Consider the following 15161-nt stretch of genomic DNA (forward strand, 5'->3'; position numbering starts at 1 on the left):
AAACGAATAATGAAGCCTAAACCGGATAAATTACAATTTATCAAGAGCATTCTGAGCCTAATTTTGCTGGTAACTTTTATAGCCTGCCAAAACTCCGAAGAAGGTAAAGATGTACAATCGGCTTACCCGATTTCGGGAGTTGCATTCAACAAAGTACAACTCAACGACAATTTCTGGTTGCCCAAGATCCTGGTTAATCGTGAAGCAACCATCCCGGCCGCCTTTAAAAAGTGTGAAGAATTGGGACGATTGGATAATTTCCTGATCGCAGGCGGAAAAATGAAAGGTCCCGTTAAGGGAGAAATGCCTTTTGATGACACCGATGTATACAAAACCATTGAAGGTGCAGCTTATACTTTAACTACTTTTCCCGATCCGGAACTGGATGCCTACGTTGATTCGCTGATAGAAATTATTGCGATTGGTCAGGAAGATGATGGTTATTTGACTACCTACAAAACAATCGATACAACTAACGCACCGGCAAGCTGGTGTCCTGCCGGAGGAAGATGGCAGAACCTGGAGTGTAGTCATGAGTTGTATAACAGCGGACACATGTTTGAAGCGGCTGCGGCACATTACACAGCCACCGGAAAAACAAACTTTCTGAATATCGCATTAAAGAATGCCGATTTATTGGTTAAGGTTTTTAATGAGGAACATCCGAATTTAGTTCCCGGCCACCAGATTGTTGAAACCGGATTAATAAAACTGTATCTGATCACACAAAATGAAGATTACCTGAAACTGGCGAAGCATTTCCTCGATATTCGGGGCGACAGCACAAAGCATGCTCTCAATGGAGAATATACCCAGGATCACAAACCGGTAACTCAGCAGGACGAAGCGGTTGGACACGCTGTTCGTGCAGCCTACATGTATGCCGGAATGACCGATATTGCAGCGTTCTACAACGACTCGGCTTACACATCAGCTATCGATAAAATCTGGGACAACGTTGTCTCAAAAAAGATGTACCTCACCGGAGGAATCGGCTCCCGTCATGAGGGTGAAGCATTTGGCGATAATTACGAATTACCAAACCTGACAGCCTACAACGAAACCTGTGCTGCCATTGCAAATGTTTACTGGAATTACCGCATGTTTTTACTAAAAGGAGATGCCAAATATATCGATGTGTTGGAACGAAGTTTATACAACAATGTTATTTCGGGTGTTGCACTCAATGGTACGGATTTCTTTTACCCGAATCCACTCGAATGCGACATGCATTATCATTTTAACAGCGGCCAGACACTCACTCGTCAGCCCTGGTTCGATTGCTCGTGTTGCCCCACCAACTTGGCGCGATTCATGCCTTCGATTGCCGGATATATTTATGCGCATTACGGACAGGACCTGTATGTTAACCTTTTTGTTCAAAGTTCAACAAATGTCGAATTGGATCAAACGACTGTGGCCATTAGTCAGGAAACCAACTATCCCTGGGATAATACAGTTAAACTTATTATTTCACCAAACGTTAAAAGCAATTTCACCCTAAAACTGCGTATCCCCGGCTGGTCGGTAAATCAACCTGTACCCAGCGATTTGTACGCGTATAAAAATGTTTCCTCTGCCCGTCCAACGATAAAAATTAACGGAGAGGCAACTGACTTTGAAATGGAAAAAGGATTTGCAGTTCTGGATCGTAACTGGCAGGAAGGTGACAAAGTGGAGTTGACGCTACCAATGGAAGTAAAAAAAGTGATTGCCAACGAGAAAGTTGAAGACGACCGGGGTAAAGTGGCTCTTGAACGCGGCCCGATAGTGTATTGTCTGGAAGAAGCGGATAACCCGCAAATCGACAAAGTAGCCATCTCTGCTGATTCAGAATTCAGTACCAATTTTGATAAAAATTTGCTTCATGGTGTTGAAATCATAGAAGCTTCAGGAGGCGGTAAAAATGAGCAATTTAAAGCGATTCCTTACTTCGTTTGGAACAACCGCGGAGCTAACAAAATGAAAGTTTGGATCGACCAGAATTAATTGAATTGTGAAATAATCCTTTGAATGATGAAATACTTCGTAATCCTATTTTTGATCTTAATCCTCCATCCCTTTACATGGGGGCAAAAAACATTTACTGTTGATTTGACGAAATCCGGAGCCAAAATTCAGCCCGACATGTACGGGGTATTTTTTGAAGACATCAATTTTGGTGCCGACGGTGGATTGTATGCCGAACTTATCAAAAACCGCTCATTTGAATTTGACCAGCCTTTCGTAGGTTGGATCCCGTTTGGAGAAGTTAGCATTCAAACCGAAGAACCTTGTTTCGACCGCAATCCGCATTATGCACGATTAGAAGAAAAAGGTCTGCGACGTGGTACCGGGCTGGAAAACGTTGGTTTTACCGGAATCGGATTTAAACAAAACGATACTTACCGCTTCTCGTTTTTTGCGCGATCACTCGATGGCGCAGAAAAGAAGTTCAGAATAGAGTTGGTGAGTGAAGAAAATAACATGATCGGCAGAGGTGAACTCATGGTTTCCGGTGCCGACTGGAACAAATACGAATGTATTATTACTGCGGGTCAAACATCGGCTAAAGGGAAAATACGCTTGGTACTCGAAACCAGCGGAGTGGTCGATCTTGATCACATTTCACTTTTTCCAAACGAAACCTGGAAGCACCGCCAAAATGGTCTCAGGAAAGACCTGGTGGAAGCGTTGTACGATTTGAATCCCGGAGTTTTTCGTTTCCCAGGTGGTTGCATTATCGAGGGGAATACACTGGAAACCCGCTACCAATGGAAAAACAGTGTTGGTCCCGTCGAGAACCGCCCGATAAACGAAAACCGCTGGAACTACACCTTCAAACATCGATTCTTTCCGGATTACTACCAAAGCTACGGCCTTGGTTTTTATGAGTTTTTCCTCTTAAGTGAAGATTTGGGCGCCGAACCTCTTCCCGTTGTAAGTTGCGGACTGGCTTGTCAATACGAAAGTACAGAGTGTGTTCCGGTGGGTGATCTGGAACCTTATATTCAGGATGCATTAGATCTGATTGAATTCGCCAACGGTACCGTCGATACAAAATGGGGAAAAGTGCGCAATGACATGGGACATCCTGAGTCATTTCAACTTAAATACATTGCCATTGGTAACGAACAATGGGGCGAGGGCTACGTGGAACGACTGATCCCTTTTATGGAGGCCATCCGTGAAAAATATCCTGAAATAAAAATTATTGGTACTGCTGGCCCGGCTCCTGACGGCGAACATTTTGATTACCTGTGGCCGAAAATGACCGAACTGAATGTAGATCTTGTGGATGAACATTACTACCGCAGCCCTGAATGGTTTCTCGAAAATGCCGGGCGTTACGACAGCTACGACAGGAACGGGCCAAAAGTTTTTGCCGGCGAATATGCGGCACATCACCGAAGCCGCGATAATAATGTGCGCTCAGCCATTGCTGAAGCCGCCTTTATGACCGGGCTTGAAAGAAATGCCGATGTGGTTCAACTGGCCACTTACGCACCACTTTTTGCGCATGTTGATGCGTGGCAGTGGAAACCCGATATGATCTGGTTCGATAACTTATCGGTTGTGCGCACTCCAAACTACTATGTTCAGCAAATGTATGCCAACAACTCCGGAACCGTGGTTCACCCGATTACCCGGAACAACGAAATAATTACCGGACAGGACCAGCTTTATGCCTCGGCTTGTTTCGATGAGAATTCCTCTGATATAATAATCAAAATCGTAAACGCATCAGAAGAATTGCAGGATATTAACGTTACTCTGAATGGCCCGAGAACTTCGTTTGAAGGTTCCGATGTTGAAATTACCTGCCTGCATTCAAACCGGCCACGGGCTGTTAATTCCATCGATGATCCGAATCAGGTAGTTCCTGTTCGTTCTTCAATAAAAACTGATCAGGACAGCTTTCAACTCAAAGTTGAAGGAAATGCATTTTACGTATGTCGAATAACAATTAAGCAATAAATAAATACACTCATGACCGCAAAAAGCAAAATTAAATCGATGCTCCTTATTCTAATTATTCTGGGAAGTGCTTTAACTTTTTCATCATGCCAATCGAAAAATGATGAAATGAGCGCTTACCTCTTTACCTATTTTTCGGGAAACGGACCGGGTGCCGAAGCCATTCGATACGCCGTTAGTACCGACGGGTATAATTACTATGCCCTGAACGGCAACGAACCCATTATTGATTCGAAAGCGATCAGCACATCGGGCGGTGTTCGTGATCCGCATATTCTGCGCGGTGCCGATGGAAAAACATTTTACATGGTAGTTACCGATCTTTATGTACCTGAAATGGGCTGGAACAACTACGCCATGGTTCTGATGAAATCAACTGATTTAATCAATTGGGAAACTTCCGTGGTAAACATCCCTGAAACTTATCCTGATGAATTTGGGAAAGTCGACCGGGTGTGGGCGCCTCAAACCATTTACGACGAAAGCAACGGTAAATACATGGTTTATTTCTCGATGCGAAGTGGCGACCGTACTCCGGATATCATTTACTACGCTTACGCCAACAAAGATTTTACGGCACTTGAAGCAGCACCAAAACAATTGTATTTTCCACCTGAAGACAGCAATACAAAAGCTTGTATCGATGGTGATATCATACCCTTTAACGGTAAATTTTATTTGTTCCACAAAGCCGAAGACGGCGATCCGGGCATAAAGCTTGCCGTTTCGGATAAGCTGACAGAAGGCTATGAATTGGTAAGCGATAAACGTGTTGACCGCGAAAGAAACCGTGTTGAAGGCAGCGGAGTTTTCAAACTCAACAACTCAGATGAATACATACTGATGTACGATGTTTACACCAACGGTCGTTACCAGTTTACCAAAAGTTCTGACCTGGAACATTTTGAAGTGATCGACGAAGATGTTACGATGAACTTTCACCCGCGGCACGGAACCGTTATGCCGATCACCCAAAATGAATTGAAACGATTGATCACAAAGTGGGGAACGGTAGCAGGTTTAGTTGAAGCTCAAGCCCCCGGATTGAAAAAGCTAAATGTAAACCTGAACGAAGACGCAAAAACCATTTATTTGCCGGTAAAATCAGGCACCGATCTGTCTGCTTTCGATCCACAATTCAGAACCTTTCCGGGCATCACCTACTCACCTGCCCGAGCACAGGATTTTTCCAACGGACCGATTGATTATACCTTCACAATCGAGGGTAAAGGCGATGTTGTTTACCGGGTAACCGTTTCGCAAGACAACAATCCTGTTATTGAAGGTTATTACGCCGATCCGGATATTTTGTATTCCGAAAAGACAGGTAAATACTACATTTACCCCACAAGCGATGGTTTTGACGGCTGGGGTGGATATTACTTTAAAACATTTTCATCAGAAAACCTAGTCGACTGGACCGACGAAGGTGTTATTCTCGATCTCCATAAAGATGTAGACTGGGCCAACCGAAATGCCTGGGCACCCTGCATTATCGAAAAGAAAATAGACGGACAGAACAAGTATTTTTATTATTTCACGGCCGCCCAGAAAATTGGTGTGGCAGTGGCTGATGATCCAACAGGGCCTTTTGTTGACAGCGGAAAAGCGCTCATCGATTTCAAACCAAAAGGAATTAACCGTGGCCAGGAAATCGATCCGGATGTCTTTACCGATCCTAAAACAGGGAAAAGCTACCTTTACTGGGGAAATGGTTACATGGCCGGTGCTGAGTTAAATGATGATATGATCTCGTTAAACATGAAGACTTTAAAAACCTTTAATGTGGATGGGACTTATCGCGAAGGTACGTATGTGATTTACCGCAATGGTACCTATTATTTTATGTGGTCGGAAGACGATACCCGCAGCCCGAATTACAAAGTGCGTTATGCAACTTCGAAAACTCCGATCGGCAAGCTTACAATTCCTGAAAACAATATTGTTATTCAACGTGACCCGAAAACCAATATCTTTGCAACCGGACATAATTCGGCCATTCAGGTACCGGGAAAAGATGAGTGGTATTTGGTGTATCACCGTTTTACCTATCCGAAAGGAGTTGATATGCCGCGTGGCCGGGGAGGTTTCCACCGCGAAGTTTGTATCGATAAGTTACAGTTTGATGACCAGGGAAATATTTTGGAAGTAAAACCTACTTTGAAAGGAATACAACCACTCGAAGTAACCAACTAATAATAATTAATAAACAAAGTCAACATGAAATTTAAAACTTTAATCGCCTTGATGCTTCTTGCTGCTCAAGCCATTGTAGCACAGGAAAACGCCTGGCAGGATCCAAAAGTAAATGAGATTAATCGTGCGCCGATGCACAGCAGTTATTTTGCTTTTGAATCGGCAGATGCTGCTCAAACCGGGTGTAAAGAGAACTCGGCGAACTTTCTGAGCCTAAACGGCACCTGGAATTTTAAATGGGTGGAGAACGCCTGGCAACGTCCAACCGATTGCTTTGGCCCGGAATACAACGACAAGGGCTGGGATAAAATGCCGGTACCCGGAATGTGGGAACTGAACGGTTTTGGCGATCCTATTTATGTGAACGTAGGTTACGCCTGGCGAAATCAGTACAGAAACAATCCGCCCATAGTTCCCGAAGAGAACAACCATGTTGGAACTTACCGAAAGGAAATTGAAGTACCGGCATCGTGGGATGGCAAAAAGATCTTTGCTCACTTTGGATCGGTAACATCAAACATTACGCTATATGTAAATGGAAAATTTGTTGGTTACAGCGAAGACAGCAAACTTGAAGCTGAATTCGACCTCAGCAAATACCTGCAACCCGGTAAAAACCTGATTGCATTTCAGGTGTTTCGCTGGAGCGACGGCACTTATCTTGAAGACCAGGATTTTTGGCGTTTTTCAGGCGTGGGTCGCGACTGCTACCTCTATGCTCGCAACAAAACTTACATTCAGGATATAAAAATAACTCCCGATCTTGATGCGAACTATACAAACGGCAGTCTGGCTGTTGATTTAACGCTCGAAGGAAAAGGAACCGTTGAACTGGCGCTTAGCGACGCCGAAGGAAATGTAGTTGCTGAAGAAACCGTAGACGCATCCGGCAAATTACGTACGGATATTTCCGTAATGAATCCGAGCAAATGGACAGCAGAAACTCCTGTTTTATATCAACTTACTGCCACACTTAAAAATAGCAGTGAAGTACTCGAAGTGATTCCTTTAAAAGTTGGATTCCGAAAAGTGGAAATGCTCAACGGGCAGTTGTGTGTAAACGGTAAAGCCATTCTGGTTAAGGGTGTGAACCGCCACGAACTGGATCCCGATGGAGGTTACGTGGTTTCGCGCGAACGTATGATCCAGGACATTGAAATGATGAAAAAATTCAATGTTAATGCAGTGCGTACTTGTCACTACCCGGATAACAGCACCTGGTACGACTTGTGCGATGAATATGGTATTTACATGGTGGCCGAAGCCAACATCGAATCACACGGAATGGGTTACGGACCACGTACACTGGCCAAAAATGAAGATTTTGCACTGGCGCACCTCCAACGCAATCAGCGTAATGTTTTACGAAACTTCAACCACCCAGCTGTTATTGTTTGGTCGATGGGTAACGAAGCCGGTTTTGGGCCGAACTTCGAAGCTTGTTACAACTGGATCAAAGATTTCGACACTTCTCGCCCGGTTCAGTACGAACAGGCCCACGGAAACGAATACACCGATATTTTCTGCCCGATGTATTATCCGAACGATCGCTGCGAACAGTACGGACAGAAAGACACAGATAAGCCGTTGATTCAGTGCGAATATGCACATGCTATGGGAAATTCGATGGGTGGTTTTAAAGAATACTGGGACCTCACCAGAAAGTACGATAATTACCAGGGAGGTTTCATCTGGGATTTTGTTGATCAGAGCATCCACTGGAAAAACAAAGACGGACAGCAAATTTATGCATATGGTGGCGATTTTAATCCCTACGATGCTTCCGATAATAACTTCCTCGACAATGGTTTGATCAGTCCCGACCGTATTCCAAATCCACATTATTATGAAGTTGGGTATTTCTATCAATCCATCTGGACAACTCCGGTTGATCTGAAAAACGGTACAGTTGAAGTTTACAATGAATATTTTTTCCGCAACCTTTCGAATTTCATGCTTGAATGGGAATTGGTAGCAGACGGTAAAGTGGTTAAAACAGGTATTGTTTCAGATCTTAATATCGCTCCGCAACAAAAACAAAATGTTAAGCTTGGTTTCACACTTCCTGAAAATTGTGTAGCCAACGAAGTTTTTGTCAATGTGGCCTATAAACTGAAATCGGCCGAAGGCGTGGTTCCTGCAGGTTTTACGCTGTCAAAAGATCAACTCGAGGTTCAAAGCTGGGAGTTCGGAACACTGGAAGTTTCAAATGAAACGACTGCGAACGAAGCGGTTTCGGTACCGGTTATAAAAGAAAACGACTATCATTTCTTACAGATCATCGGAGAGAATTTCAAGCTCGATTTTAATAAACGCAGTGGATTCCTGACTCGTTTTGATGTAAACGGTGAAGCCATGTTGGAGGAAGGCAGCCAGTTGGTTCCTAATTTCTGGCGCGCACCTACCGATAATGATTTCGGAGCACGTTTGCAACGTCGTTACCGTGTTTGGAACGATCCTGAAATGAAACTGAATTCGCTGAATGCCACCGAAGAAGACGAACTGATTAAAGTAGCGGCGACTTACGAAATGCCGGCAGTTTCAGGACAACTCGAATTGACCTACCTCATCAACAATGTTGGTGAAATTAGAGTGACCGAAAAACTTATCGCAGGTGAAAACGATGATGTTTCGGGCATGTTCCGTTTTGGTATGAAACTGGAAATGCCAAAAGAGTTCAATAACATTGAATATTATGGCCGCGGTCCGATTGAAAATTATTCCGACCGAAAATATTCGGAATTTATTGGCTTGTATGAGCAAGATGTTTGCGACCAGTTCTATCCGTACATTCGCCCTCAGGAGACCGGAACTAAATCCGATATCCGCTGGTGGAAACAAACTTCAATTAGCGGTCGTGGATTACAGTTCGTATCCGATGATGCCTTCTCAGCCTCGGCTTTAAATTACACCATTGAAGCCTTGGATGACGGCATCGACAAAGATCAGCGTCATGCTCCTGAGGTTCCCAAAAGCGATTTTGTAACGCTGTGCATCGACAAAGTTCAAATGGGACTTGGATGCATCAACAGCTGGGGATATCTTCCGCTTGAAGAGTATCGCGTGCCTTATCAGGATTACGAATTCAACTTTAAGATCGTTCCTGTTAAAATGAAATAGACAATAACAGATATATTGATTGCATTTTCTTTCCCGGTTTCCTTAACGATTCCGGGAAAGAAAATGCGAATCAAATCTCCCCCCCGTTTCACTGGCCCAATTGTTTCTTCTACTCCAACACGGTTGCTGTAAAAAATTATAAAACAAGTTATTCCTCTAGAGAAAGACTAAATCCCATCCGATACGAAAATGTATATATGTTATGTAAACATTAAGCAGCTTGTTTTTGAGGTGAAAAGAAAATAAAAATGAATTCTGCCCAAAAGAACTGTAATAAAGCCGGTTAAAATCCTACAAATTGGCTAAAAAATAATTATGTGTTTTCAAGCACAATGGTATGTTTGTTAAAACTACAATTACACGTAAAAATTTACGTAGCTTTAAACCACATTTTACGACCAACTGGATTTAAGTGCTAAATAAGCAATGCAGAAAACAACATTAAGCCGACCTATTTTATTCCTGTGCTTGATTCTGATCTTCGCAACTGTTTTCCCTGTTCAGGCCCAAAACCTTGAAGAGCTTAAAATTTCGGGCAACTACAGGAATGTGCCACTGGAGAATTTTCTGCAAAGCCTTCAAAACGATTACGGCATAAAAGTATTCTACAAAAAATCCTGGGTCGAGCCTTACACAATCAACACTACGTTTAACGAGAATCCACTCCCCCGTGCATTGAACAGTATTTTTAATGCTCATGACCTCAATTACGAAATCTTTCAAAATAATTCAGTTCTTATTTTTCCGCGTCGCATGGACACGCGAACCACATTGGATGAAGCGGGGGGAATACTGGTAATTGGAGATCCTATCAAACTGGGGAAATATAAAAGTGGTATCGTTTCCGGCGTGGTTCTCGATGGTAAAACCGGCGATCCGCTTCCCGGTGCTGTGATCTACGAACCGAAACTTGAAAAAGGAGCCTCAACCAATTCATCAGGTAAATTTACTTTGGAACTGCCCGCCGGCGAACACATTCTGCAGATATCATACATGGGATTTCAGGAGTATGAACAAAAAATAAGGATCATTGAATCGGGTGAGGCTGAGTTCGATCTCTTTGAAGAATCGCACAATCTGGAAGAAGTTACTGTAGTGGCCGATGAGTTCAATTCCTCGCGTACACAAACAAGTCTGGTACAAATGACGGCCAAAGAAATTAAAAACCTCCCCCTGCTGATGGGTGAACGCGACATCATAAAAAGTATTACCATGATGCCCGGTATCACCACTGTTGGCGAACTGTCTTCGGGCTTTAACGTACGCGGCGGAAATTCGGATCAAAACCTGATATTGATGGACGGTTCTCCGGTTTTCAACAGCACCCACCTTTTTGGTTTTCTTTCGATGATCAACCCCGATCTGGTGGAAGATTTGAGAGTATTCAAGGGAGGCTTACCTGCACGATACGGCGAACGTGTTTCGTCGGTAATGGAAGTAGACATGAAAAATGGCGATTCTGATATCCTGCGTGTTTACGGCGGAATTGGAACCATTAATTCGCGTGTTGCACTGGATGGCCCGTTAACAAAAGACAAGAAACTGACCATGGCTGCAGGTGGACGACTGTCATACACCGACTGGCTGCTCGACCTCGTTCCTGATCCAGTGGTTTCGGAAAGTACAACCAATTTTTACGATGTGAGTGGAAAACTGATGTACAAATTCGATAATCACAATTACCTGCGTTTTATGGCGTATGTAAGTAACGACGAATTTAGTACCAGTGCGCAATCGATCAACGAATACGGGAACACGCTGATGAGCCTGCAATCGCGGAATAAATTCAGTGAAAAACTTTTTGGAGAGTTTAATTTTTCACACAGTGCATATCATTTCAGACTGACCGACCTGGCAAATGGAAAAGATTACGAGGCGTATTACCTCAACAACAACATTCAGTACAACGCTTTAAAATACAACCTGATCTGGCATCCGCATCCGCAGCACAACTTTCAATCCGGATTTAATTTGATCCGATACGTGAATGATCCCGGGGAGATTTCGCCATATGCTGACACCACAGTGGTTGTTCCGCAGAAAATAGATCAGGAAAAAGCATTCGAAGGAGCGCTCTATGCAGGCGATGAGTTTAACATCCTTCCCGGACTGACTCTAAACGCAGGTTTACGTTTTAGTCTCTTTGCTTTGCAGGGACCAACCACGGTTCTGCTGTACGATGAATCGCTGCCCAAAAGCCCGGAGACGGTAATTGACACCAAAAGATTTGGTGAAAATGAAACTGTGAAATCCTACGCCGGTCTGGAACCCCGGATTTCAATGAATTACGAAACTCAAACCGGATATTCACTAAAACTTAGTTATCAGCGTACCCGCCAGTACATCAACCAGATCAGCAACAGTGCCGTAATATCTCCGGCCGAAATCTGGAAAACGAGCGATTATCACCTCGAACCACTGATCAATGATCAGATTACGGCGGGAGTTACTAATAACATGCTGTTTACAGGTATAGATTTTACGGTTGAGGCCTATTACAAACAATTGCAAAACCTGATCGAATATAAAAACGGTGCTCAGATAATTATGAACGAGCACCTGGAAACCGACCTGATTCCGGCTGATGGATATTCCTACGGGCTCGAATTGTCCTTCAACAAAAAAGAAGGACGATTAACCGGTTGGCTGAATTACACCTTCTCGAGAACCATGCGTAAAACCATGGGCGAATTCGATGAAGAACAAATTAATCACGGTGAATATTATCCGTCGATTTACGACAAACCGCACGATCTTTCAGTAGTTGCAACCTATAACATCAGCCGCAGATGGCGGATTTCCGGAAACTTTGTTTTTATTTCAGGAAGACCGGTAACATTGCCTGAGATGACTTACCGGTATTCGGGTGAAACGCTTGTTTATTATTCCGATCGGAATAAATACCGGATGCCACCCTATCACCGACTCGATCTTTCAATAACGTTTGACGAAAACCTGAGAAGAAGACGGATGTGGAAAGGAAGCTGGACATTATCGATTTACAACGTCTACGGTCGAAACAATCCGTACTCAGTATATTACCGCAAACCATCGCCCGGCTCCGGCTCACAGGGACGAGGCTTATATAAAATGTCGATCATAGGCGTACCTGTTCCGTCATTAACCTACAATTTCAAGTTCTGATATGAAATACGGTATTTACATATTGATTCTTATCCTGACTTTTGTAGCCTGCGAAGAAATCTACAATCCTAAAATCGATGAAGTAGATAATATGCTGGTAGTGGAGGCTGTACTACGAGTTGATCAGCAGGTTAACACGGTTAGTCTGTACCGATCAAGAGGATTTAACAGCGTTGATGAAGGATATCCGAAAGAAAGCAGCGCCCTGGTTTACCTCACTGACGATCAGGGCGGGAGATTGGAATTCTCACTCTACAATCCGGGAGTTTATCAAATTAATGAGTTTCTCGATGCGGAGCGTGTTTATCAGCTTCATATTGAACTGGATGGTGATCATTACATATCGGACTTCCAGGAGGTTCCAATTGAACCTGTGATTGATACGGTTTATGGGGAGCACGAAAACAGAGTTTCAATTCATGGCACCGCGGGCTCCTCTGACGATATTATAAAGGAATATGGAATTCAGCTGTATGCCAACATCAACGATCAGGTAGATTTAAATCATTATCGCTTCTATGGTCGAAAAGTGATTCAGTATATGGATACTTACGATACTGTTATTATGGGTTTCCCCGAAACACGACCAATTTATATCTGGCGTTCAGTTAATCCCAAAGGAATATTTAACGTTGCCGGACCACCGTCGTACAGTACCTCGCGCAATATCATCAAACATCCACTCGAATTTTTCGAGAATGACTATTTTAAATACATGCCAGATACCCTGTCGTTTTCAGGCTGGATTTATATTATTAATGAGTTTGGCATTAACGAGAATTCATATAGTTATTACAAAGACCTCAATCAACAGTTAGGTGCCGAAGGCCGTATTTTCGACCCGGTTTATGTCCAACTGCAAGGTAACGTCTATTGCGAAAATGATCCGGATAAGATCGTTTTGGGAAATTTCGAGATCACGACTTATTCGGAATACCGTTACTTTTTGTATCATGCGAGAGGGCGCGATGATTTTTTCCTGAAAAAAATACGATATTTCTACGATATTCCATCACGAGGCTACGTAAAAGACGACGAACCTGAATTTTGGGAAACCATTTCAAAAACCTATCCTGATGAATAAAAGATTTTCAGCCATATTACTGATGCTTGTATTCGCTTTGGTGCTTAAAACCAATGCACAGGAAAAGGTTTACCTGGTTCCCGACCGTACTTCGTGTGCCAGCGGCGATACCATTTGGTTTACGACCATGGTTTTTAATCGGTCGGAAGAAGTTCCTGCCGGCAATGTTGTTCATGTTCAGCTCGATAAACTAAACGGGAAGCATGTCACCCGCGTAAATATTGTTTCCCAGGGTGTTACCGGCGATGGTTATTTGCCCGTGCCTGATTCTCTCTCAACAGGAATATACGTGTTAAAGGCCTTTACCAATGTGCAGACCGATGATTCCAACGCCATAATAAATCAGCGCCTTGTAACCGTTTACAATCGCTTCGACACCGACATTAGCACGATCAATTATCCGGAAGTTGAAACAAAATATTTTGAAGCTTTGGAAGGTGTAGAAATTCATCAGAATAACCACGAGCGAGAAAATAATTCAGTTGAATTCACGATAAATCTTCCTGAAGAAATCCGTGAAGATTTGGAAGAAATGATTGTTATTGCACGATTAAAAGATCCAATGTCGGACTCATTTAGTTCGGGATTCATTGCTACGCCGATCAAGCAAAAAGCGCTTCCGTTTATGGCCGTTCCTGAAAAAAACGGATTGCTGATAAAAGGGAAAGTCATCGCGAATTCTGACGAAAGCGAAGTTGAAGGAGCCACCATCCTGCTCAGTATTTCAGATACACTCCCCTATTTTGATTTTTGCATTACCGACAGCCACGGACGTTTTTCTTTTTACCTTCGAAATGCCTACGGAACTGCAAACCTGATTGTACAGGAATTGAGTAATAATCCTGGTGAAAACAGGATTGTATTTGACGATAATTTCATTGAAACTCCCGGCATAAACGCTTCATCGAAAATATTGAACAACGAGGAAAGATCATATTCCGATGCCGTGGTTAAATCGGCTTATTTCGACAAGTTCTTTAAAAGTTACACATCGCTTTCAACCGATACATTTTCGCTGTCGAGCGATTTTGAATACCCGTTTTACGGGAAACCCACCAATACCTTCTACCCGGAACTTTTCATTGACCTGCCCGATTTCCAGGAAATATCACGTGAGATCCTTCGTGGTGTTCAATACCGGAACCGGAAGGAAGAGGTTTCAATTCGACTGTTCGATCATGGCACACAGAATATTTTTAACAATGAGCCTTTCAAACTTTTGGATGGTGTTCCGGTATTCGATCCCGATATTTTCACGGATATGGGAACTACCGACATTAAAAAAGTAGATGCTGTATTTTACAAACATTATTTTGGAGACATTAGTTTCGACGGTGTTTTGGCGGTTTACACACATCATCCCACACTTACCTGGGTCGAGAACCTGGAAGGTGTTAATGTAACTCGCTACCAGTGCTTACAACCTGAACTTAAGTGGGATTTTAGCAACTCATCAAACAAAGCGGAAAATACTCCCGACTTCAAAAAAGTATTCTTCCGAAAAAAATGGAAAAATGTAAGCAGCTCGGAAACAATAAGTTTTAACACTTCAAATATTAAAGGAGATCTTGTACTTGAATTGATTGTAGTGAACCGCAAACAGGAGATTTTGCAACATCATGAAATTTTTCAGAATAATTAAGTGAACAAGCGCAACAAA

Annotated in this window: 7 protein-coding genes; all 7 read left to right on the forward strand. The window is 43.1% G+C overall.

All coding sequences use genetic code 11. From position 1 onward, the window contains the following. Window positions 1–9: 9 nt before the first annotated feature. Window positions 10–1989, forward strand: a complete 1980-nt coding sequence (locus tag WFY05_RS00585; RefSeq protein ID WP_340110760.1) for a glycoside hydrolase family 127 protein — start codon at window positions 10–12, stop codon at window positions 1987–1989. 24 nt (window positions 1990–2013) lie between these two features. Then, complete coding sequence (locus WFY05_RS00590) at window positions 2014–3957, forward strand: alpha-L-arabinofuranosidase family protein (RefSeq protein ID WP_340110762.1); 1944 nt, start codon at window positions 2014–2016, stop codon at window positions 3955–3957. 39 nt (window positions 3958–3996) lie between these two features. Then, on the forward strand, window positions 3997–6153 hold the full coding sequence (locus WFY05_RS00595; protein ID WP_340110764.1) for a glycoside hydrolase family 43 protein: 2157 nt from the start codon (window positions 3997–3999) through the stop codon (window positions 6151–6153). A 24-nt stretch (window positions 6154–6177) separates the two neighbouring features. Further along, window positions 6178–9273, forward strand: a complete 3096-nt coding sequence (locus WFY05_RS00600) for a glycoside hydrolase family 2 TIM barrel-domain containing protein (protein WP_340110765.1) — start codon at window positions 6178–6180, stop codon at window positions 9271–9273. A 426-nt stretch (window positions 9274–9699) separates the two neighbouring features. Next, complete coding sequence (locus WFY05_RS00605) at window positions 9700–12417, forward strand: carboxypeptidase-like regulatory domain-containing protein (protein ID WP_340110766.1); 2718 nt, start codon at window positions 9700–9702, stop codon at window positions 12415–12417. A gap of 1 nt (window position 12418) precedes the next feature. Continuing rightward, window positions 12419–13501: a DUF4249 family protein gene (locus WFY05_RS00610; RefSeq protein WP_340110768.1), complete on the forward strand. Its 1083-nt coding sequence runs from the start codon at window positions 12419–12421 to the stop codon at window positions 13499–13501. Continuing rightward, a complete protein-coding gene (locus WFY05_RS00615) occupies window positions 13494–15143 on the forward strand; it encodes a hypothetical protein (protein WP_340110770.1) in 1650 nt (549 codons plus the stop codon). The genes WFY05_RS00610 and WFY05_RS00615 overlap by 8 nt, the downstream gene beginning before the upstream one ends. The last annotated feature ends 18 nt before the right edge of the window (window positions 15144–15161 follow it).

This window comes from Maribellus mangrovi (assembly GCF_037646455.1).
GTDB lineage: Bacteria > Bacteroidota > Bacteroidia > Bacteroidales > Prolixibacteraceae > Draconibacterium > Draconibacterium mangrovi_A.